This is a genomic window from Actinomadura sp. KC216 (assembly GCF_004348535.1).
Classification (GTDB): Bacteria; Actinomycetota; Actinomycetes; order Streptosporangiales; family Streptosporangiaceae; genus Spirillospora.
This window is the reverse complement of sequence record NZ_SMJX01000050.1, coordinates 1-21574: the sequence shown is the minus strand read 5'-3', so window position 1 is coordinate 21574 and position 21574 is coordinate 1. Positions and strand designations below refer to the sequence as shown.

Here is a 21574-nt window from a genome sequence, read left to right as displayed (position 1 = left end):
CCCCTACAGGCTGACGATCCGCGCGCTGTGGGCGGATACGTGCTGTCCGCGCGGCTGGGCGGCGGCGGCATGGGCCAGGTGTATCTCGGCCGCTCCCCCGGCGGGCGGCCGGTGGCGGTGAAGCTCGTGCGCCCCGAGTACGGCGACGACCCGCTGTTCCGGCGCCGGTTCGCGGCCGAGGTGGAGGCGGCCCGCCGGGTCGGCGGGTTCTTCACCGCGCAGGTCGTCGATGCCGACCCGGACGCGGACCGGCCGTGGCTCGTCACCGCCTACGTGCCGGGCCCCTCGCTGCAGGCGGCCGTGGACGAGCAGGGGCCGCTGCCCGTCCGCGCGGTGCGCGTCCTCGGGGCGGGGCTCGCGGAGGGGCTGACCGCCGTCCACGCCTGCGGGCTGGTGCACCGCGACCTCAAGCCCGGCAACGTGATCCTGGCCCCGGACGGGCCGCGGGTGATCGACTTCGGGATCGTCCGGGCGATGGAGGGCGCGTCCGGCACCGCCACCGGCGCGATCACCGGGACGGTCGCGTACATGTCGCCCGAGCAGGCCCGCGGCGACCGGGACATCGGTCCCGCCGCGGACGTGTTCGCCCTCGGCTCGGTGCTGGCGTTCGCGTCCACCGGCTCCGCCCCGTTCGGCCATGGCCAGGCGCACACGGTGCTGTACCGCATCGTCCGGGAGGAGCCCGATCTCGACGGGGTTCCCGCCGAGCTGCGCGGCCTGGTCGCGGCGTGCCTGGCCAAGGACCCCGCGGACCGTCCCGCCCTGGCGGAGGTGCTGGAGCGCTGTGCGGGCGCGGCGGGCGACGGCTGGCTGCCGCCCGCCGTCCTCGCCATGGCCACCGCGATGGCCCCGGGAGGCGGCGCCGCGCAGCCGACCGAGTTCGACACGCCCGCCCCTCCCGCGGAGGCTCTCGTGCCGCCCGGCGGCCTGCCGCCCGCGGGGCCTCCTCCGCCCGTTACTCCCGGGCATAACGCGCTGACCGCTCCCGGGCATCACGCGGTGACCGCTCCCGCGCCACCGCCGCCGCGACGGCGGCCCGGATCGCGGGCCAGGTGGATTCTCGGCGGTATCGCGTTCTTCGCCGGCGTGGCGCTGCTGGCGGCCGGGGTCGTCCTGGCGCTGACCCGGGGCGGTGACGAGGGGCCGGGCAGGTCGTCCGCGTCGCCGTCCGCGTCCCCGCCGAAGCAGCCGGTCTCGGCGGTGACAGGGCGGATCGGCGACCCGCGGGCCGGGTTCTCCTACGCCCGCCTGGGCGCGCCGTGGGTGGCGGCCGGAGGGGCCTGGACGAGGCCGGGCATGTTCACCAGCGGCCAGATCTCTCCGCTGCGGCAGCGCAACGGCGACTCGACCTTCAACGCGACCTCCCTGGCCGGGCTGCCCAGGGCCGACGAGAGCCGCGGCTACACCGGGCCCCAGGACCTCGGCGCCGTCGCGGCCCGTGTGAAGGCCCGCGTCATCGACGAGCTGTTCACCGCCCAGCACGTCGAGACGACGCTCAAGTCCGGTCCCGTCGACGTGGGCGGCGGGGGCAAGGCCTGGCTGGAGAAGGTGCGTTTCGACTTCCCGCAGGCCAAGGCCAACGGCTGGCCGGTCACCGGCGACACGATGGCGCTTCTGATCGTCGACCGGAACCGGGGGGACGGCCGCCCGCCGGGGCTGCTGCTGGTGTCCGTCCCGAGCGCCTTCGCCGCCCAGGGAGACATGGACCAGATCCTCGCGTCCGTCAGCGTCCCCTGAGCTGGGGACCGGCTACTGCGGGGAGACGACGTCCGCGACCGGGAGGACGGCGGTGACGACGAAGCCGCCGCCGTCGCCGGGGCCCGCGTCCAGCGTCCCGCCGACGCTGCGCGCCCGCTCGATCATGCCGAGGATCCCGAAGCCGCCCGGCGTCCCGCCGGAGGGGCCCGTCCCGTCGTCGGCGACCCGGACGACGAGCCCGCCGTCGCCGTCCCGGGACAGGGTGACCGTGACGCGCTCCGCCGCCGCGTGCTTGACGACGTTGGTCAGCGCCTCCTGGACGATCCGGTACGCCGCGACGCCGACCTCCGGCGGCAGCGGGCCCACGTCCGCGTCGTCGAGGCCGACCTCAATCCCGGCGGCGCGCGCGGCCTGCGCGAGGTCGGCGATCCCGTGCGGGCCGGGCAGCGCCCCGGCCGTCCCGGACGGCCCGACGTCGGTTCCGCGCAGGACCTGCAGGGTGCCGCGCAGCTCCGTCCGGGCGTCCCGGCAGGTGTCGGCGATCGCCGTCAGCGCGTCCGCCAGCTCCGCCCGGTCGACCGGGCGGTCCCCGCGGACGAGATGCGCCGCCGCCCCCGCCTGGACGCCGATGAGCGTGATGCTGTGCGCGAGGAGGTCGTGCAGGTCGCGGGCGATCCGCAACCGCTCCTCGGCGACACGGCGCCGCGCCTCCTCCTCGCGCGTCCGCTCCGCCCGCTCGGCCCGCTCGGTGATCGTCGCGAGCCGCGCCCGGTGCACCCGCCACACCTGGATGGCGATCACGATCGAGACCACGGCCTCGATGACCGCGATCTGCTCCAGGAGGGACTTGCCGCCCGCCTGCATCCGCATCGCGCTCACGCACATGAACAGCGCGAGGCCCGCCACGGTGAGCATGCCCCGCGCCCGCCGCCCGAGCACCGCGTACGCGAACAGCGCGACCACTTCGGCGGGCACCAGCGCGTGATGCTGATACTGGGCCAGGTGGTACGGCAGCGCCAGCATCAGCAGCGCCACGAGCCCCGGCGTCGGCCAGCGCCTGATCAGCGCGAGCGGGGCGTGCGCGGCGACGAGCAGGAGCGTCCCGGCCGCGTCCAGGTCCCGGACGCCGGGCCACATCACCGCGACCGCGACGGCGACGCACGCCAGCAGGGTCGCGAGCAGGGCGTCGCTCGCCGTCACGCCTGCTCTCGGCACCGTCACCACGCATCCATCTTCCCGGACCCTTCCGGCGTCCGCGCACCGGCCCCGTCCCGCCGGTGCGGGCCGGCGGGTTTCAGTACGCTCCGCCCATGCAGAAGTCACCTCGGATCACGCACATAGCTTGGGGCCGCATGGAGGTCGAAGGGCTGCCGGCCGGCAAGGACTTCAAGCTGTATCCGGGCGGCGGCCGCGCGTGGGACTGGTCCGAGCACGGCACCCGCCACGACCCGGGGATCCAGCCGGGCGACGTGCGGGAGCTGCTCGACCACGGCTGCACGGTCGTCGTCCTCAGCCGCGGGATGGAGCTGCGCCTGCAGACGATGCCCTCGACGCTGGAGGCGCTGCGGGACGCCGGGGTCGAGGTGCACGTGGCGGAGACGACCGAGGCGGTCGCGCTCTACAACCGGCTGGCCGAGACCGAGCGCGTGGGCGGGCTCTTCCACTCGACCTGCTGATTGGCCGGGATGAATGCGGTCGTCCCGCCCTATAGTTCTGCAAACTCCATCATGAAGGGCTGACCGTGTCCGTCCCTCCACCGTCCCGCTCCCAGCCGGAACTCCGGGTCACGCTCGGCCGGGGCGCCTACCGCCGGCCGCTCCGCATCGGCCTGGCCGCGCTGGCGGTCGGCCTCCTCGTCTCGCTGTCCACGCGCACCGGCGACGGCGCGGCGTGGGCGCCCGGGGAGGCGCGGCGGGTCGTCACCATCTGGGGCGGAGGCGGCGCGCTCATCGCGCTGGCCGCCGCCCTCTGGGCCTTCGTGATCTTCCGTAACCGCCTGGTCGTGACGATCGGGGAGAAGGGCCTCGTCCTGCGCCGCGCCAGGCACCAGGTGGTCGTCCCGGGGGGCGCCGTGCGCGCGGTCGGCATCGTGTGGCCCGTCGCCGACCCCGTCTGGACGGTCTGGCTGGACACCGAGGCGGCCCCGGACGTCGCCGCCGTGGCGAAGATGGACGGCGGCGCGATCGCGCTGCACCGGAGCCGGTCGCTCCCGTCCGGCTGGCTCCCGTCCGTCCGCACCGCGGCCACGGAGACCCTGGGCGCCGCCTGGCGCGTCCTCGACGACGAGGGCGGGGAGGTCGAGGAGCCGCGGCCGGACGCGCTGTCCAGGGCCGACCGCCTCCTCGTGGACGGCACGGGCCGCTACCGCGACCAGGGCGGCGGCGGCCTCGTCGCCATCGCCTGCGGGCGGCTCGCCAGGCGCGGTCCCGGCCCGGCCCGCTTCCGCCGCAACCCCGACCGCGGCCGCCGGACGATCGTGCTGCGCGACCCGCACGCGGGCCGGCTGCTCGCGTTCAAGAAGACGTCCCGGCTGGCGGGCGGCGGCCGGATGCGGGTGTTCGACGCGGACGGGCGGCACATCGGCACGATCAATCGGCTGCGCGAGCCGTCCTTCCACGCGGCAGGCGGGACGCTCCTCGGCACCACCCGGCGGCACGGCGACCGTCACGTCGTCACCGGCGTCGACGGCCGCGAGTCCGCGTCGCTGCGGACCAGGAGCGGCGCCGACGACGGGCGCATGTGGCTGGAGCGCTCGCGGTCCGCGCCGGACCTGCTGCGCACCCTCACCCTGGCGCTGCCGATGGTGGTGCGGCTCGCCCGCCAGTCCTCCTGACCCGCGCCATCAGCGGCCTTATCCCATGGGCCCCGGTTGCGGCAACGGGGGTGGGCCGGGTTAGCGTCGAGCACGACAGATCGCGGGGGTCCGGCGAACCGGGCTGAGATAGCGGCTGAGACGGCCGCTGACCGCATGAACCTGACCGGGTAATGCCGGCGTAGGGAGAGATCGAGTCGTCATGACCGAACCTTTGGTTGCAGCCGCCCGCAAGACCTACCTGCGGGGCTCGCGCCCCGACATCCGCGTCCCGATGCGAGAGGTGCCGCTGACCAGCGGCGACACCGTCGTCCTGTACGACACGTCCGGGCCGTACACCGATCCGTCGCAGGAGACCGACGTCCGCCGGGGGCTGCCCGCGCTGCGGGAGCGGTGGATCGAGGAGCGCGGCGACACCGCGCCGTACGAGGGCCGGCCCGTCCGCCCCGAGGACGACGGCCGCCGCGCCCCGGCCACGCCGCCGCGCGATGAGTTCCCGCCGAGGCGCCCGCGCCGCGCGACCGGCGGCGCGGTGACGCAGCGCGCGTACGCGCGGCGCGGGGAGATCACGCCGGAGATGGAGTTCGCGGCGCTGCGCGAGGGCGTGGCGCCGGAGTTCGTCCGGGACGAGCTGGCCGCCGGGCGCGCCGTGCTGCCCGCCAACGTCAACCATCCCGAGATCGAGCCGATGGTCATCGGCCGGAACTTCCTGGTGAAGGTGAACGCGAACATCGGGAACTCGGCCGTGGCGTCGTCCATCGAGGACGAGGTCGAGAAGATGACGTGGGCGACCCGCTGGGGCGCCGACGCGATCATGGACCTGTCGACGGGCAAGGACATCCACACCACCCGCGAGTGGATCCTGCGGAACTCGCCGGTGCCGGTCGGCACGGTGCCGCTGTACCAGGCGGTGGAGAAGGTCGGCGGCGACCCCGCCGAGCTGACCTTCGACGTCTTCCGCGACACGGTGATCGAGCAGGCCGAGCAGGGCGTGGACTACATGACCGTCCACGCCGGGGTGCTGCTGTCGTACGTGCCGCTGACGGCGCGGCGCAAGACCGGGATCGTGTCGCGCGGCGGGTCGATCATGGCGGCGTGGTGCCTGGCGCACCACGAGGAGAACTTCCTCTACACGCGGTTCCGGGAGCTGTGCGAGATCTTCGCCGCCTACGACATCACCTGGTCGCTCGGGGACGGCCTGCGCCCCGGCTCGATCGCCGACGCCAACGACGAGGCCCAGTTCGCCGAGCTGCGCACCCAGGGCGAGCTGACGAAGATCGCCGCCGAGTTCGGCAACCAGGTGATGAACGAGGGCCCGGGCCACATCCCGATGCACAAGATCAAGGAGAACGTCGACCTGCAGCAGGAGTGGTGCGACGGGGCGCCGTTCTACACGCTCGGGCCGCTGACCACCGACATCGCGCCCGGCTACGACCACATCACCTCGGCGATCGGCGCGGCGTTGATCGGCTGGCACGGCACCGCGATGCTCTGCTACGTCACGCCGAAGGAGCATCTCGGGCTGCCGGACCGCGACGACGTCAAGGCGGGCGTGATCGCCTACAAGATCGCCGCGCACGCCGCCGACCTGGCGAAGGGCCATCCGGGCGCGCAGGCGTGGGACGACGCGCTGTCGGACGCGCGGTTCGACTTCCGGTGGGAGGACCAGTTCAACCTGTCCCTCGACCCGGACACCGCGCGCGCGTTCCACGACGCCACGCTCCCGGCCGCCCCGGCGAAGACCGCGCACTTCTGCTCGATGTGCGGGCCGCACTTCTGCTCGATGAAGATCACCCGGGACGTCCGCCGGTACGCCGACGAGCACGGCCTGGCCGAGGAGGACGCCCTCGCGGCGGGGATGCGGGAGAAGGCCGACGAGTTCCGCGCGGGCGGCGGACGCGTCTACCTGCCGCTCTCCCCCGGCGGCGCCTGACGCCGTCGTTCCGGTAGTCCCGATCGAGGACGGGAGGCCCGCCGCGGACGGCGCCGCGGCGGGCCTTCCCGCGTCCCGGCCAGGTCGGCGCCCCGGCGCCGGGGGTACGCGGCTACTATCAGGGGACCGTTCCAAAGCCGCGGATCCCCGGATCGCCGCCGGCCCGTATGACCCGCCGGGAAGGATCGACGACTCAGGTGACCAGCGACGACATGCCGAAGCCCGGCCCTGCCCGGGCGATCCGCGCCGACGTCCGCCGCAACCGCGCCCGGCTGCTCGCCGCCGCCGCGGAGATGTTCGAGCGGGACGGGGCGGGCGCCTCGCTGGAGGGCGTCGCGCGGCTGGCGGGCGTCGGCATCGGGACGCTGTACCGCCACTTCCCGACGCGCCAGGACCTCCTGGAGGCGCTGCTCGCCGACGTCTACGACGGCCTGGCCGCGACGGGCCGCGAGCTCCTGGTCTCACCCGCGCCCGGGGAGGCGCTGACCACGTGGCTGCGCGAGTTCATCGCGCGGATCACGGCGTTCCCCGGCATGGCGGCCTCGGCCGTGGTGTCGCTGCAGGAGGAGCGGCCCGGGCCCGCGGCGGCGCCCGGGCCGGCCGTGGCGTCTCGGGCGATGCGCGACGCGGGCCAGGCGCTGTTCGCGCGCGCACAGGACGCCGGCGACGTACCAGCCGACGCCGTGTTCGCCGACGCGCTGAGGCTCGCGGGGGCGATCGCCATGGTCACCGAGCGGGACCCGGCCGCGGCCGACCGGCTGCTGGCCCTCGCCGCCAGCGGCCTGGTCACCGGCAAGGGCGTCCACGGCGGCTGAGTCCGCCGCGCCGCCGGCTGTCAGGTGGTCTCCGGCACGGGCAGGATGCGGCGGGGGCCGCGGGGCGCGTCGCCGCGCCTGCGCCATTCGCGCGGGTAGCCGACCGACACCTCGATGTGCGGGACGTCGCCGGTCCAGATCGTCCGGGGGATGTGGAGGTGCCCGTACACGACCGACACCGCGCCGAACCGGGTGTGCCAGTCGGCGGTCCGCTCCGTCCCGCACCACTGGGCGAACTCCGGGTACCACAGGACGCGGGTCGGCTCGCGGACGAGCGGCCAGTGGTTGACCAGGACCGTCCGCGTGCCGGGTTCGAGGGCCGCGAGGCGCTTCTCGGTGTAGGCGAGCCGCGCGTCGCACCAGGCGTCGCGCGTGGGGTGCGGGTCGGGGTGCAGGTAGACCTCGTCGGTGCAGACGATGCCCGCCTCCTGCGCGATCTTCAGGGCCTCCTCCTTGGTGGACGCCCCCTCCGGCCGGAACGTGTAGTCGTACAGGAGGAACAGCGGCGCGATCGTCACGGGGCCGTCCTCGCCGTCCCAGACGGGGTACGGGTCCTCGGGGGTCAGCACGCCGATGCTCCGGCACATGTCGACGAGGGCGCGGTAGCGGGCCTCGCCGCGCAGCTGCACCGGGTCGTTCCTGACGGTCCAGAGCTCGTGGTTGCCGGGCGTCCAGATGACGGTGGCGTAGCGTTCGCGCAGCGTCCTGAGCGTCCATTCGACGTCGGTGATGTACTCGGCGACGTCGCCCGCGACGATGAGCCAGTCGTCGCCGGACGCGGGCCGCAGCCCCTCGACGAACGCGCGGTTCTCGGGGAATCCGACGTGCAGGTCGCTGATCGCGTGGACGGCGCTCATCCAGAGATCGTAAGCCCGTGACGCCGGTACGCGTTCCTCGCGGGTGCCGTGTCAGTCCTCGTCGGCGGGGAGCGTGAAGAGCCGGATGTGCACCGGGCGGGCGCCCGGCGGCGCGTCCTCGCGGCGGTGGCCGTGCTCGTGCAGGAGCCGGATGTAGGCCTCGAAGAACTCCGCGAGGCCCTCCTCGGTCATGTGCGCGAAGCCGCGCGACAGCAGCGCCCAGGCGCGGTCGCGCGCGTACTCGGCGGGCAGCCGCCGGAACAGCTCCATGTCCTCGGCGTGCCCGACGCGCATCAGCTCGTCGAGGACGGCGCGGTCCTCGGGGGCGACCGTCTCCGGGGCGGGCAGCCGCAGGTCGCGCGGGGTGTCGGCGGGCCGCCACCAGCGCTCCCGGCCGGCGGACCGCTCGGGGATCTCCTCGATGAACCCGTACTTCTCCAGCTGCCGCAGGTGGTAGCTGGTCGTGCCGGTGTTGGCGCCGAGCACCTCGCCGATCGTGGTGGACGTCGCCGGGCCGTGCGCGCGCAGCCGGTGCAGGATCCGGCGGCGCAGTGGATGGCTCAGCGCCTTGATCCGCCCCGGGTCGTCCAGGATCACGGGCTCGGTGTCGTCCTTCATGAGGAGCAGTCTAGTACTGCAGACGGATCTTTGCAGAGAACTCTTTGCAGATGTTTCTCTGCCGTCTACGGTGCTCGGCATGACGAGAGCAATCACGATCGCTTTGGCACTCCTCGCCGGCGTCCTGCTGAGCGCCGTCCCGGCCTCGGCGTCCGGCCCGGCCTCGGGCGCCGGTCCGATCCCGGCGCCGCCGGGCCTGACCTCCGCCGACGTGAGCTTCACGGGGTTCGGCGGCCTCACGCTGCACGGCACGGTGCTCGCGCCGGCGAAGGCCGCCCGGCCCGTCCCGGGCGTCGTGCTGGTCACCGGGTCCGGCGGCGGCGTGCCGCGCGAGCACCTGCTGACGGAGGCGACGGAGTTCGCGCGGCGGGGCCTCGCCGTCCTGATCTACGACAAGAGATCGGCGGGCTACAGCGACTTCCGCCGGTCCTACTCCGAGCTCGCCGTCGACGCGCTCGGTGCGGTGGGCGCGCTGCGCGCCCGGCCCGGCGTCGATCCTGCGAAGGTGGGGCTGTGGGGGCTCAGCGAGGGCGGCTGGGTCGCGCCGCTCGCCGCGTCCCGGTCGGCGGACGTGGCGTTCGTGATCGTGGTCGGGGGCAACGCCATGACGCCGATGCGGCAGCAGGTCTGGAACGAGACGTCCGCGCTGCGCCGCGCGGGCGTGTCCGGCTCGCTGATCGAGCACGGCAAGCACAACTTCGCGCGGCTCGGAGCGGACGCGGGCCTGTTCGCCGAGGCGTTCTTCGACGCGCAGGGCGTCCTCGCCCGGGTCCGGCAGCCGCTGCTCGGCGTCTGGGGCGGGCGCGACCTCCAGACGCCGCCGGAGGACAACCCGCCGCTGTTCGCGCGGGCGCTCCGCCGCGGCGGCAACACCCGCTACACGTTCCGCTTCTTCCCCGCCGCCGACCACGCCGCGCACGTCACCCCGGACGGCGGCGTCACCCGCGGCGAGGCGCTCGCCCCCGGTTACGCCGACCTCGTCGGCTCCTGGGTCCGCGACGTGACGGGCGGACGCCCGCCGGTCGCCGACGCCGCGACCCCGCCGAAGCAGGACTACGCGAGCGCGGATATCTCGCCGTCGCCGTGGTGGGCGTCGTGGCAGATGCAGCTCGCGGCGTTCGCGCTGTTCGTCGTCGCGTTCACCGGCTATCCCCTGGTGGCGCTGGTCCGGCGGCTCCGCGGGCGGGCGGTGCGCCCGGTGAGCCGGTGGGCGCGGCTGCTCGCGGGTGCGGGGCTGACCTCGGCGATCGGCCTTCTCTTCTACATCTTCTACCTCATGGCCGCCGGACGCTCCCCGGACCCGGGGCCCGTCCTGGCGGGCAGGCCGCTGCCGTGGCTGGCGCTGCAGGCGCTCGCCGTCGCGGCCGCGGGCGCGGGGATCGCGACGGCGGTGGCGTGGCGGCGCGCCGCCGCGACCGTCCCGGCGGGCGAGCGCGTCCGGCTGGGGCTGCTGGTCACGGCGGGCGCGGTGTTCGTCCCGTGGGCGGTCTACTGGGGCCTGCTCGTCCCCTGAGCCGGGGACAGGCGGAACGAGAACGCGGCCCCGCTCCGGTTGGAGCGCGGGCCGCGTTTCCTCTGGTGCGTCCGGTGTCAGTTGTTCTTGCCCCAGTAGTAGACGCCGAGGCTCATCGCCAGGAGGCTCGCCCAGCAGAACACGGTGCGGACGGTGTTCCAGGTCGTCCAGCGGCCGGAGTGGTCCGACCAGATCTTCGCCGCCTCGGACGCGTCCTCCGGGATGGTCACCGCCTGCAGGGCCTTGTTCATCGGGATGTTGATCGCGATGGTCGGGACGAGCGCGCCCGCGAAGTACACGCCCGCGGCGACGAAGAACAGGACGGCCGCCGAGTTCTCGTCGAGCGTCAGCAGCAGCACCCCGGCCGCGATCGCCGCCACAGGGACCAGCGTGAACATGGCGATGAACAGCGGGTTCTGGATCTTCTGGTCCATGCCCTTGAAGGCGTCGATCGCCGAGGCGGGCCGCGCGGCGTCCAGGCCCGGCATGACGCTGGTGGAGAAGCCGAAGAACGTTCCGGCCATGCCGGCGACCATGATGATGGATAGGGTCGCCGCGACGGCGGCGAGTGCGGATGTCATCGTCGTGCTCCATTTCTTCCAGGCCGTTCGGCGTCAGCTGGACCAGATTCCGCTGGCCGCGGTGTGCCGCGCGTAGTCGGCGAAGTCCTTCGGCTCGCGGCCCAGCGCGCGCTTCACCCCGTCGGCGGGCTGCGAGTTGCGGCCGTCCAGGATGGTGCCGAACAGGTAGCTCAGGAACTCGACGAGGTCCACGGGCAGGCCCTGCTGCCTGAGCACGGCGGCGTAGTCATCGACGGGCACGGAGACGAACGCGATGTCGCGTCCGGCGGCCCGGCCGATCTCGGCGACGGCCTCGGCGAAGGTCAGCGCGCGCGGGCCCGACAGCACGTAGACCTCGCCCGCGTGCCCGGCCTCGGTGAGGGCCGCGACGGCGACGTCCGCGATGTCGTCGCAGTCCACGAACGGCTCCGGGACGTCGCCGGCCGGGAGGACGACCTCGCCCCCGCGGACGGGGTCGAGCAGGTAGTCCTCGCTGAAGTTCTGCGCGAACCAGTTCGCCCGCAGGACCGTCCAGGCGAGGCCGGACTCCTGGACGATCCGCTCGCATTCCTCGGCCTCCTCCTCGCCCCGTCCCGACAGCAGGACCACGTGCCGGACGCCGGCGCCGACCGCAGCGGCCGTGAACGCGCGGACGGCGTCGATCGCGCCGGGCGCGGCGAGGTCCGGGTAGTACGACAGATAGACCTTCTCGACGTCCCGCAGGACGGGGCCCCAGGTGGACTCGTCCGTCCACTCGAAGGCCGGGGACGCCGACCGCGAGCCCATGCGGACCGGGACGTCCAGCGCCTCCAGCCGCTCGACGACGCGGCGGCCGGTCTTGCCGGTCCCGCCGAGGACGAGGGTGAGGCCGTTCTCGCTGATGTTCTGCGCGTTGTTCGTCATGCCTTTAAGTCAACAGCGGACCGGTCCCGGCGACCATCGTTGAGAAGCTCGCCCGCATACGCGAGCGTCTACGCTGATTCCATGGACGCGCTCACCGACCTCCTCGACGGCCCTCGTGCCCGCGGCGCGTTCATGCTCCGCGCGTCGCTGAACCCGCCCTGGTCCGTCCGGATCCAGGACGAGGCGCCGATCACGCTGCTGTCCATGGTGCGCGACGACGCATGGCTGATCCCGGACGACGGCGAACCTCGGCGCGTCTCCCCCGGCGACATGGTGATCTTCCGGGGCCCCGACCCGTACACGGTGAGCGACGACCCGGCGACCGAGCCGCAGATCGTCATCCACCCGGGGCAGTACTGCACCACCCTGGACGGGACGCCGATGTCCGAGGCGATGGACCTCGGCGTCCGCGCCTGGGGCAACGCCCCCGACGGCTCGACGGTCATGCTGATCGGCGCGTACCAGATGCGCGGCGCCGTCACGCAGCGGCTGCTGTCCGCGCTGCCGCCGATCGCGATCGTGCGCGGCGACACGTGGCGGTCGCCGCTGGTGGACGTGCTCGGCGAGGAGATCGGCAGGGACGAGCCCGGCCAGGACGTCGTCCTCGACCGGCTGCTGGACCTGCTCCTCATCGCGACGCTCCGCGCCTGGTTCTCCCGCCCGGACGCCGAGGCGCCCGGCTGGTACCGCGCGCACGGCGACCCCGTCGTGGGCCCGGCTGTACGGCTCCTGCACGACGACCTGTCCCACCCGTGGACGGTCGCCGACCTGGCGTCCAAGGTCGGCGTGTCCCGCGCGGCGCTGGCGCAGCGGTTCACCAAGCAGATCGGCGAGCCGCCCATGTCGTATCTGACCGGCATCCGCCTCGCCCAGGCCGCGGACCTGCTGCGCGAGAGCGACGCGACGCTGGAGGCGGTGGCGCGCCAGGTCGGCTACGGCAACGCGTTCGCCCTGAGCACCGCGTTCAAACGCGAACACGGCGTCAGCCCCCAGGAATACCGCGCGCGTTAACCCAGGGGGGCGACCCCCTGGAACCCCCGTCACGAGCCGGTCGATCCTCACGCCACGGTGCGGGTTTGTTGAGACCGTGCGGGTTTCCGCGTGGCGTTCCGGTCGCCCGGCTCGGCGGGCATGCGCGCTGCGCTCGCAGAGCTCGCTCCACGCGCCTGCCCGTGACACCGGCTGGGGTCCCCGTAAGACGCCAGTACCTCTATCGCTCCTTGCGGAGGGTGGGTTCGGCGCGGACCACCGTCTCTACGGTCTCGTCGGCGGCGGCCGGGATGAACGGGATCACGAACGCGTAGTCGGCGAGGACGGTGTCGGGGACGTCGCCGGACTCGCCGAACGCGGCGATCTCGCCCCAGCAGGGCGAGCCGAGCGAGCCGCTGCGGTGCCGCACCGACAGCCCGGCGCACAGGTTGGCGAACCGGAGCCGCTCGGCGAGCGAGAGCCCGGCGAGGGTGGCGAACACGAACCCGGCGGCGAACACGTCGCCCGCGCCGGTCGGGTCGAGCGCCTCGACCGGCAGGGCGCTGACCTCGGCCCGCTCGCCCGTCGCCGAGTCGACGGCGATGGCGCCGTCGCCGCCGCGCTTGACGACGACGACCCGGACGCGCCCGGCGAGGGCCTCGGCGGCGTCGGCGGGGGTGTCCGTGCGGGTGTAGGCCATGGCCTCGGCGGCGTTCGGGAGGAACACGTCCACGTGGTCGAGGCGGTCGAGGACCTCGGCGGACCAGGCGCCGGTCTGGTCCCAGCCGAGGTCGCCGAAGACGAGCGTGCCGCGCTCGCGCATCGCGGCGGCCCACGGCGGCAGCGGCTGGTCGACGTCGACGAAGCACGCCCGCGCGGGCGGCGGCGGCACCTCCGGCGGGCCGCCGGGCGGGGCCGGGACGGGCCGCGAGTAGGTCACCATGCTGCGGTCGGAGTCGTAGGCCATCGACACCGTGACCGGCGACGACCAGCCCGGCACCCGCCGCGACAGGCCGAGGTCGACGCCCTCCTGCTCGGCGAGCGTCCGCCACAGGTAGGCGCCGAACATGTCGTCGCCGAACTCGGCGGCCAGCCCGACGCGCAGGCCGAGCCGGCTCATCGCGATGGCGATGTTGGCGACGCCGCCGGGCGCGGAGCCGAGCCCGTCGGTGACGATCTCGGTGCCGGGCGGCGGCAGCCCCGGCAGCCCGGTGAAGATCATGTCCATGAAGACCCGGCCGGACAGGAACACGTCCAGCGCCGGGGACGCGTCGGGCCCGCCGCCGTGCAGCCGCTCCCCCGCCGGCTCCCGCTCGGCGCAGGGGTCGGCGAGGGACGGCTCGGGCGGCACGCCCGGCAGGCCTGGTATGCCGGGCACTCCCGGCACGGTCGTGCGCGGAATCACGTCGTCTGCCGCATCACGGACCCCCGTTCGCTTGGCGCGTTCCCACGGAACCTAGCCGACGCCACCGACAATCACTCCGGGACGTACAGGCGAATATCGTCCACCTTCGCCGTCCCCTCGTAGAAATTCATGTGCGGGTCGCCGATCATGAACCGGTCCGGGTAGGCGGACCCGGCGGGCCAGGTGTCGCGGTCGGTGAGCTCGCCGCCCGGGCCCTTCCACGTCCAGTGGGCGTTGAACCGGCCGTCGTACTCCCCGGGCCGCTGGTTGTAGTGCCAGATGGGCTCGCCGTCCTGGACGAACGAACGCGTGTACCGGAACGTCGCACGACCCACATGTGCGAACACCCCGGACATCTCCATCGTATAGGCGCCGGCGCGCCGCTCGATCGCGAACGTGTAGGGCCGCTCCGGCAGCAGCTCGGGCCTCAGGTCGGCGGCGGAGACGATCGCGCCGCCCTTCCTGAACCCGCATTCGCTCTGCATCAGGTACTCGGTGCCCGGCATCGCCGCGTAGCGGCGGTCGTCGGTCATGAACAGCGCGTTGACGCCGTTGCCGGTCCCGGCGGAGTACGGCTCGTACTGCTTGGTGACGGGGTTGCAGTACAGCAGGCCGGAACCGGTGTACTTGTAGCGGTTGTAGCCGTCCATGGCGACCTTGCGGTGGCCGTGAATGAACACATTGTTGTGCGGCGCCACCTGCCGGTAGTCCATGATCGACATGTAGTAGAAGCCGTTGGAGTCGGTGCGGACGTCCGCCCACTCGCACTCCGGCCTGGCGAAGTCCCCGCCGGACGCCCAGGGGAAGTTGGTCTTGCAGCCGTCCGGGGAGTAGCCGTTGATCCGGCCGTCCGGGTAGTCCCACGAGCCGCCGCGCTGCCCGCCGAAGTCGAGGCCGCGCAGCGTCATCTCGACCCGGTACTCGGCGGGCAGGTCGCGGGTGGAGCGGATGACGACGCCCGCCTGGTGGCTCGGCTCGTCCAGGTGCGCGACGCCGCCGCGGGAGGTGAGCGTCGGCGGCGCGTCCGGGCGGCCGTCGCCGTCGTTGTCGCGTGCGGCGAGCTCGGCGGTGAGCCAGCCGCGCTTCCCGAACGCGAACGACTTGCGGTAGGTCTTCATCTTCGCGAGCTGGGCACGGAACGCGGGGCCGCCCACGGTGTCGAAGTAGGCGCCGTCGTTGTCGTACATGTCGACGTTGTAGGGGCTCGACGGGCCGTCGCCGTCCGGTTTCCAGGGTGCCCTCCGGTCGTCCAGGCGCCGGTTGAACGGCTCGTCCGCCACCAGCCGCCACCCGTCGCGGGCGGACGGCGGGGCCGCGCCGGACGGGGCCGCGCCGGACGGGGCCGCGTGGGCGGGGGCCGCGCAGAGGGCCGCGGGCAGGACCAGCGGGAGCGTGAGCGCCAGGGCTCCGCGTGCGAGATTCCTCATCCCGCGACGGTAGGACGCCATCCCGCGGCACGACCATGGCAAACATCGCCAGATTGGTATTGACCAGTAGCATTTCGGGACATACCGTGTGCCACGACAGGAACGGCATCGAGGGAGGTGAGCGGCGTGACATCCACCGGCGAGTCCCGGTCCGGGAGCACGAAACGGCAGGCCGTGCGCCGCGAGCTGCTCGCGATGCTGGACGGCCTGGACGTCGGGGACGCCCTGCCGTCCGAGCGCCGGCTGGCCGCCGAACTCGGCGTGTCGCGGCCCACACTGCGGCAGGCCATCGACGACCTCGTCGCCGAGGGCCTGCTCGACCGGCGGCACGGGAGCGGCACCTACGTGGCCGAACCCCGGATCGCGGTCTCGCTGACCATGACGTCGTTCACCGAGGACATGATCAGGCGCGGGATGAAGCCCGGCGGCCGGGTCCTGTCGTTCCGCACGGAAGCCGCGGGGGCGCGGATCGGCAGGCGGCTGGCCCTGTCACCCATCGAAGAGGTATTTACCATTCGGCGGCTGCGGCTGGCCGACGGCGCCACGATGGCCATCGAGACGCTGTACCTGCCGCGGTCGCTGATGCCCGGCCTGCGCCGGCAGGACCTGGAGGGGCGGTCGTTCTACGACCTGCTGCGCGCCGGCGGGATCGTGATCGCCTCGGGCACCGAGACGATCGAGCCGACCGTCACCACCGCCGAGGAGGCCGCCGAGCTGGGCGTCCCGGTGCACACGCCGGCGTTCCTGTTCGAGCGCATCACCAAGGACCAGGACGGGCGGCCGCTCGAGTACGTCCGGTCCGTCTACCGCGGCGACCGGTACCGCCTGGAGCTCGACCTGAGACCACCGAACCACTGAACCACTGGATCCACCGAACCACCGGATCCGCCGATCCACTCGATCCGCCGGTCCCGCCGTTCCGGGCCGGCGGCGGTCCAACCGCGCTGACGGGGGCGACAGCGCACCACCCCACCCCCGAGAAGTGAGGCGACTTCACCATGGACGTCATCAAGGACATCCTCACCTTCCTCGCCGACAACGTGTTCGGCCAGGTGCCCATCCTGATCGGGCTCATCACCCTGATCGGGCTGATCCTGCAGCGCAAACGGTTCGAGGACGTCTTCGCCGGCGCGCTGCGCGCCACGATCGGCGTGGTCATCCTGTTCATCGGCGTCGAGGTGTTCACCGGCGGGCTGACCAGCTTCCAGAACGTCCTCGCCAGCGCGATGGGCACCACGCCGCCGAAGGCCGACAAGACGCTGGCCGGCTTCCTCGGCGACCAGGGCGGGACGATCGCGCTGGTCATCACCGTCGCGTTCCTCGTCCACGTGCTGATCGTGCGGCTGTTCCCGGCGGCCCGCTACCTGTACCTGACCGGGCACCTGATGTTCTGGGTCAGCACGGTGACGGTCGCGTCGCTGGTGACGATCGCGCCGGGCGCCGACCAGCTCACGCTGGTGCTGTGCGGGGCCGGGTTCGTCGCCGCGTACTGGACCGTCCAGCCGCTGTGGATGCGGCCGCTGATGCGCCGCGTCATGCCGGACGACCGGTTCGGCTTCGCGCACACCAGCTCGCTCGCCTGCCTGATCACCGGGTACGCCGCGCGCCCGCTCGGCACCCGTGAGAAGCACGACACCGAGAAGCTGAAGCTGCCCCGCCAGCTGTCGTTCTTCAAGGACGTCAACGTCAGCACCGCGCTGATCATCTCCGTGATCATGCTGGTCGGGGTCGCGCTCGCCGACGACGGCGTGGTGCAGAAGGCCGCGACCGAGCTGGACCCCAAACTGTCCCCATGGGTGTGGGCGCTGCTGGTCGGCCTGCGGTTCGCGGGCGGCATCGCGATCCTGCTGTTCGGCGTGCGGATGTTCCTCGGCGAGATCGTCCCGGCGTTCAAGGGGTTCAGCGACAAGGTCATCCCGGGGACCCGTCCCGCGCTGGACGCGCCGACCGTGTTCCCCGTCGCGCCGACCGCCGTCATGGTCGGGTTCGTGGCGTCCACCGGCGTGTTCCTGATCTGCCTGGGCGTGTTCGCCGGGGCCGGCTGGTTCACCCTCGCCCCGCCGATGATCATGCTGTTCTTCGTGGGCGGCGCGGCCGGGCTGTTCGGCAACGTGGTCGCGGGCTGGCGCGGCGCCGTGCTCGGCGGCGTGATCACCGGGCTGATCCTCGCGATCGGTCAGGCCGTCACCTGGGACCTGTTCGAGAAGACCGCGCCGGAGCTCGCCACCCTCGCCGACCCGGACTGGTACGCGATCGCGTGGCTGCTGAAGGCGCTCGACCCGGTCGTCGGCGACGCCTCGGTCTGGGCCGTGCCCGCCGTCGCGCTCGCCGCGACGGTCGCGACGCTGCTCGTCCTCGGCCGCGCCGAGAAGCGCCGCGACGGGGCGGACGGCGCGTCGCCCGACGACAAGGCCCCCGCGAGGGCCTGACCACCATCCGAAGGGGAGAAGGACCGACATGGCACTCGACCGTCAACTGGAGATCCTCGCGGTCTGCGGCGTCGGCATGGGCTCCAGCCTGATGCTCAAGATGACCGCCGAGGACGCGCTCCGCTCGCTCGGCGTGGACGCGAGGGTGGAGAACACCGACGTGTCCACGGCGCGCGGGATGTCGCCCGACGTGGTGATCGGCCAGGGCATGCACACCAGCGAGATCGCCGATCTCGCGCCCATCGTCATCACGATCAGCGACTTCCTCGACAAGGAGGGCCTGGAGGAGCAGCTCCGCGAGCACCTGACCGCACAGGGCTGGCTCTCATGACGATCGTCACCGCAACCGACGAGGTCACGGCAGGCGACTGGCGAGAGGCCGTCCGGAAGGCGGCCTCAGCGCTGGTCGACGCGGGCGCGGCCGGGGACGGGTACCCGGACGCGTGCGTCCGGGTGGTCGAGGAGAACGGCCCGTACATCGTGCTGACGAAGGGGCTCGCGCTCGTCCACGCCCGCCCGGAGGAGGGCGGGCTGGCGGTCGGCGTCGGCGTGACCCGGCTGGCGGCGCCCGTGGAGTTCGGCCACCCCGACAACGACCCGGTCGACCTGCTCCTCGCGTTCTGCACGCCCGACCCCGACGCGCACGTCGGGACGCTGTCCGGCCTGGCCCGCGCCCTGTCCGGCGGGCTGGCCGACCGGCTCCGCGCCGCGTCCGGGCGAGACGACCTGACCCGCACCCTCAAGGAGGCCCTTCCCGATGACTGACACCCGGCAGCAGCACCCCGACAGGGTGCGAGCCCTCCTGGACGACCTCGACGCCGCCTCCGGCGAGGCGATCGGCGAAGCCGCCCGGCTGCTGCTGGACTCGGTCGAGGCGGACGGGATCGTGCACGTCGCCGGCGCCGGGCATTCGCTGGCGATGGTCCTGGAGACGTTCTACCGGGCGGGCGGCCTCGCCGCCGTCCGCCCGATGTGGGACCCGCAGGTGTTCCCGCTCGCCGACGCCGTGCGGAGCACCAGCGCGGAGCGGGAGGCCGGGATCGGCCGCGCCGTGGCGGAGGCGGCCGCGCCCGCCCCGCCCGACGTGGCCGTGGTGTTCTCCACCAGCGGCCGCAACCCGTACCCGGTCGAGATCGCCGAGGAGTGCGCCGCGCGGGGCGTCCCGGTGATCGCGGTGACCTCGGCGCCGGCGTCGGAGGGCGCGGCGGCGCGGGCGGCGACGACGCTGGCCGACCACGCCTCGATCGTGCTCGACACCCGCGTCCCGCCCGGCGACGCCGTGCACCCGGCGGCGGCGCCGCGCACGGCGGCGGTCTCCACGATCCTCGCCGCGTACACGTGGTCGCGCGTCCTGGCCGCCATGGACGACCTGGCGGCGGCGCGCGGCGCGGACCTGCTCCGCTGGACGAGCGCGAACGTCCCCGGCAGCGACGAGCTGAACGTCGCGCTGCTGGAGCGGTACCGGCACCGCGTCCCCGAGCTGACCGGGAACGGGCCGTCCGGCCGCCGCCCTGTGGGATGATGCGGGGCGGGCGGACCGGAACGAGGAGCGAGATGACGACCACACCGGCCGGGGACGACCTGCACACCGTCTTCACGCGCGCGGACCTCGGCGGCGACCAGAGGCTCGACCTGATGGAGTTCACCCTCGTCCTGGAGGACCTCGGCCTGTCCTGGACGCGCTCCGAGACGCAGGACAGGTTCGAGAAGGCCGACAGCAACCTCGACGGGTTCATCTCCTTCGAGGAGTTCCGCGCCGTCATGGAGGCCCAGGGCTAGCCCCCTGCGCGCTAGACCTTGCGGCCCCGCAGCGCGCGGTAGGTGCGGACGAGCGCGGCCGTGGACGCGTCCGGGGCGTCCTGCGGCGGTTCCTCCGACGTGAGCGCGGGCGCGAGGTCCATCGCCATGACCTTGCCGAGCTCGACGCCCCATTGGTCGAAGGAGTCGATCCCCCAGATCGTCCCCTCGACGAACACGATGTGCTCGTAGAGGGCGACGAGCGAGCCGAGCGTCTTCGGGGTGAGCTTCGGGGCCAGGATCGTGCTCGTCGGCCGGTTGCCCGGCATGACCTTGTGCGGGACGACCGCGGCGGGCGTCCCCTCGGCGGCGATCTCCTCGGCGGTCTTGCCGAACGCGAGCGCCGACGTCTGCGCGAGCATGTTGGCCGTCAGCAGGTCGTGCATGCCCGCGCGGTCCTCGAACGGCTCGGCGAAGCCGATGAAGTCGGCGGGGACGAGCCGGGTGCCCTGGTGCAGGAGCTGGTAGAAGGCGTGCTGGCCGTTGGTGCCCGGCTCGCCCCAGAAGATCTCGCCGGTCTGCGCGACGACGGGCGCGCCGTCCGCCCGCACCGACTTGCCGTTCGACTCCATCGTGAGCTGCTGGAGGTAGGCGGGGAACCGGGCGAGGCGCTGGCTGTAGGGCAGGACGGCCCGGGTCTGCGCGCCGAAGAAGTCGGTGTACCAGACGCCGAGCAGGCCCATCAGGACGGGCATGTTCGCCTCGAACGGCGCGCTGCGGAAGTGCTCGTCGATCTCGCGGAACCCGGCGAGCATCTCCCGGAACGCCTCCCCGCCGATCGCGATCATCAGCGCGAGGCCGATGGCGCCGTCGAAGGAGTAGCGGCCGCCGACCCAGTCCCAGAAGCCGAACATGTTGGCGGTGTCGATGCCGAACTCGGCGACCCGCCCGGCGTTGGTCGACACGGCGACGAAGTGCCGGGCCACGGCCTTGTCGTCGCCGCCGAGCCCGTCGAGGAGCCACTGGCGGGCGACCTTGGCGTTGGTGAGGGTCTCCAGCGTCCCGAAGGTCTTGGACGCGACGACGAACAGCGTCCGCTCGGGGTCGAGGCCCGCGAGCTTCCCGACGATGTCGGCCGGGTCGATGTTCGACACGAACCGGCAGGAGATGCCCGCACCGGCGAAATCGTGGAGGGCCTCGTAGGCCATGGCGGGGCCGAGGTCGGAGCCGCCGATGCCGATGTTGACGACGGTGGTGATGGGCTTGCCGGTGAAGCCCGTCCATTCGCCGGAGCGGACGCGTCCGGCGAAGTCGGCCATCTTGTCCAGGACGGCGTGCACGTCGGCGGCGACGTCCTGCCCGTCCACGGTCAGGGCCTCGCCGGGCGGGAGCCGCAGCGCCGTGTGGAGGACGGCGCGGTCCTCGCTGACGTTGATGTGCTCGCCGGAGAACATCGCGTCGATCCGGCCGCGCAGCCCAGCCCGCTCGGCGAGCGCCACGAGCAGCCGCATCGTCTCGGCGGTGGCGCGGTGCTTGGAGTAGTCCAGGTGGAGGTCCCCCGCCGTCACGGTCATGCGGCCGACGCGCCCCGGATCGTCGGCGAAGAGCTCGCGCAGGTGCCGCCCGGCGAGCGCCGCCTGATGCTCGGCCAGCGCGGACCACTCGGGCGACTCGGTGATATCTGCCATTGCCTCTCTCATCTCCTCGGCGGGTGAGGCGCGCCGACGTCCCCCGCGGCGCCGCCCCGTCCCAACCGGCGATCATAGGTCGACCGCGCGTGACCGTAGCAGGGCCGCCCCCTCCCCCGCAGCGAACCGGCGCGACCCCCGAGGTCAGCCGGGCTCGGCGGCCAGCGCGGGGACCGGCTGCGCGGCGGCAGGGGCCGCGGGGGCGGCAGC

General features: G+C 73.5%; 21 protein-coding genes and 1 riboswitch. Of the genes, 13 read left to right on the top strand and 8 right to left on the bottom strand.

The features are described 5' to 3' along the window. Nucleotides 1-27 precede the first annotated feature (27 nt). Nucleotides 28-1737, top strand: a complete 1710-nt coding sequence (locus E1264_RS44555) for a serine/threonine-protein kinase (RefSeq protein WP_243710874.1) — start codon at nucleotides 28-30, stop codon at nucleotides 1735-1737. A gap of 12 nt (nucleotides 1738-1749) precedes the next feature. On the opposite strand, the gene E1264_RS11535 is transcribed toward E1264_RS44555, so the two are convergent. Beyond that, on the bottom strand, nucleotides 1750-2919 hold the full coding sequence (locus E1264_RS11535) for a histidine kinase (protein WP_207935859.1): 1170 nt from the start codon (nucleotides 2917-2919) through the stop codon (nucleotides 1750-1752). An 89-nt stretch (nucleotides 2920-3008) separates the two neighbouring features. Here E1264_RS11535 and E1264_RS11530 point away from each other — a divergent pair, with 89 nt between their 5' ends. The 4 genes from E1264_RS11530 (at nucleotide 3009) to E1264_RS11515 (ending at nucleotide 7258) form a co-directional block, all read left to right on the top strand. Further along, a complete protein-coding gene (locus tag E1264_RS11530; protein WP_132172491.1) occupies nucleotides 3009-3374 on the top strand; it encodes an Mth938-like domain-containing protein in 366 nt (121 codons plus the stop codon). Between the two features lie 65 nt (nucleotides 3375-3439). Next, complete coding sequence (locus tag E1264_RS11525) at nucleotides 3440-4531, top strand: hypothetical protein (protein ID WP_132172489.1); 1092 nt, start codon at nucleotides 3440-3442, stop codon at nucleotides 4529-4531. Nucleotides 4532-4603: 72 nt separating this feature from the next. Next, a riboswitch (TPP riboswitch) is annotated at nucleotides 4604-4717 on the top strand. Further along, the gene (gene thiC, locus E1264_RS11520) at nucleotides 4713-6443 is read left to right on the top strand and encodes a phosphomethylpyrimidine synthase ThiC (protein ID WP_132172487.1); all 1731 of its coding nucleotides are present in this window, start codon (nucleotides 4713-4715) and stop codon (nucleotides 6441-6443) included. (Overlaps the previous riboswitch by 5 nt.) A gap of 197 nt (nucleotides 6444-6640) precedes the next feature. Next, nucleotides 6641-7258, top strand: a complete 618-nt coding sequence (locus E1264_RS11515; protein ID WP_207935858.1) for a TetR/AcrR family transcriptional regulator — start codon at nucleotides 6641-6643, stop codon at nucleotides 7256-7258. A 20-nt stretch (nucleotides 7259-7278) separates the two neighbouring features. Here E1264_RS11515 and E1264_RS11510 read toward each other — a convergent pair whose 3' ends face one another. Together E1264_RS11510 and E1264_RS11505 are read right to left on the bottom strand one after the other, a co-directional pair. Beyond that, the gene (locus E1264_RS11510) at nucleotides 7279-8115 is read right to left on the bottom strand and encodes a metallophosphoesterase (protein WP_132172485.1); all 837 of its coding nucleotides are present in this window, start codon (nucleotides 8113-8115) and stop codon (nucleotides 7279-7281) included. A 51-nt stretch (nucleotides 8116-8166) separates the two neighbouring features. Beyond that, nucleotides 8167-8733, bottom strand: a complete 567-nt coding sequence (locus tag E1264_RS11505; protein ID WP_132172483.1) for a winged helix-turn-helix domain-containing protein — start codon at nucleotides 8731-8733, stop codon at nucleotides 8167-8169. 79 nt (nucleotides 8734-8812) lie between these two features. On the opposite strand from E1264_RS11505, the gene E1264_RS11500 reads away from it, so the two are divergent. Further along, nucleotides 8813-10246, top strand: a complete 1434-nt coding sequence (locus tag E1264_RS11500; RefSeq protein ID WP_207935857.1) for a prolyl oligopeptidase family serine peptidase — start codon at nucleotides 8813-8815, stop codon at nucleotides 10244-10246. A gap of 77 nt (nucleotides 10247-10323) precedes the next feature. Here the strand turns inward: E1264_RS11500 and E1264_RS11495 are convergent, their stop codons facing one another. Beyond that, nucleotides 10324-10827 (bottom strand): anthrone oxygenase family protein, encoded by a 504-nt coding sequence (locus E1264_RS11495; protein ID WP_132172481.1) that lies wholly within the window; start codon nucleotides 10825-10827, stop codon nucleotides 10324-10326. Nucleotides 10828-10860: 33 nt separating this feature from the next. After that, complete coding sequence (locus E1264_RS11490; protein ID WP_132172479.1) at nucleotides 10861-11709, bottom strand: NAD(P)H-binding protein; 849 nt, start codon at nucleotides 11707-11709, stop codon at nucleotides 10861-10863. Between the two features lie 81 nt (nucleotides 11710-11790). Here E1264_RS11490 and E1264_RS11485 point away from each other — a divergent pair, with 81 nt between their 5' ends. Then, the gene (locus E1264_RS11485; RefSeq protein ID WP_132172477.1) at nucleotides 11791-12720 is read left to right on the top strand and encodes an AraC family transcriptional regulator; all 930 of its coding nucleotides are present in this window, start codon (nucleotides 11791-11793) and stop codon (nucleotides 12718-12720) included. A gap of 199 nt (nucleotides 12721-12919) precedes the next feature. On the opposite strand, the gene E1264_RS11480 is transcribed toward E1264_RS11485, so the two are convergent. Then, the gene (locus tag E1264_RS11480) at nucleotides 12920-14056 is read right to left on the bottom strand and encodes a PfkB family carbohydrate kinase (RefSeq protein ID WP_243710873.1); all 1137 of its coding nucleotides are present in this window, start codon (nucleotides 14054-14056) and stop codon (nucleotides 12920-12922) included. Nucleotides 14057-14154: 98 nt separating this feature from the next. Further along, nucleotides 14155-15510, bottom strand: a complete 1356-nt coding sequence (locus E1264_RS11475; protein ID WP_132172475.1) for a hypothetical protein — start codon at nucleotides 15508-15510, stop codon at nucleotides 14155-14157. Nucleotides 15511-15636: 126 nt separating this feature from the next. On the opposite strand from E1264_RS11475, the gene E1264_RS11470 reads away from it, so the two are divergent. The 6 genes from E1264_RS11470 (at nucleotide 15637) to E1264_RS11445 (ending at nucleotide 19718) form a co-directional block, all read left to right on the top strand. After that, a complete protein-coding gene (locus E1264_RS11470; protein WP_243710872.1) occupies nucleotides 15637-16368 on the top strand; it encodes a GntR family transcriptional regulator in 732 nt (243 codons plus the stop codon). Between the two features lie 140 nt (nucleotides 16369-16508). Next, nucleotides 16509-17939 (top strand): PTS ascorbate transporter subunit IIC, encoded by a 1431-nt coding sequence (locus E1264_RS11465; protein ID WP_132172473.1) that lies wholly within the window; start codon nucleotides 16509-16511, stop codon nucleotides 17937-17939. A gap of 28 nt (nucleotides 17940-17967) precedes the next feature. Next, complete coding sequence (locus E1264_RS11460; protein WP_132172471.1) at nucleotides 17968-18270, top strand: PTS sugar transporter subunit IIB; 303 nt, start codon at nucleotides 17968-17970, stop codon at nucleotides 18268-18270. Then, nucleotides 18267-18704 (top strand): PTS sugar transporter subunit IIA, encoded by a 438-nt coding sequence (locus tag E1264_RS11455; protein WP_132172469.1) that lies wholly within the window; start codon nucleotides 18267-18269, stop codon nucleotides 18702-18704. Before E1264_RS11460 ends, E1264_RS11455 begins: the two co-directional genes overlap by 4 nt. Beyond that, a complete protein-coding gene (locus tag E1264_RS11450; protein ID WP_132172467.1) occupies nucleotides 18697-19461 on the top strand; it encodes a sugar isomerase domain-containing protein in 765 nt (254 codons plus the stop codon). The genes E1264_RS11455 and E1264_RS11450 overlap by 8 nt, the downstream gene beginning before the upstream one ends. Before the next feature lie 32 nt (nucleotides 19462-19493). After that, a complete protein-coding gene (locus tag E1264_RS11445; RefSeq protein WP_132172465.1) occupies nucleotides 19494-19718 on the top strand; it encodes an EF-hand domain-containing protein in 225 nt (74 codons plus the stop codon). Nucleotides 19719-19729: 11 nt separating this feature from the next. Here the strand turns inward: E1264_RS11445 and pgi are convergent, their stop codons facing one another. Then, nucleotides 19730-21364, bottom strand: coding sequence for a glucose-6-phosphate isomerase (pgi, locus tag E1264_RS11440; protein ID WP_243710871.1), 1635 nt, complete (start codon nucleotides 21362-21364; stop codon nucleotides 19730-19732). Nucleotides 21365-21574: the final 210 nt, after the last annotated feature.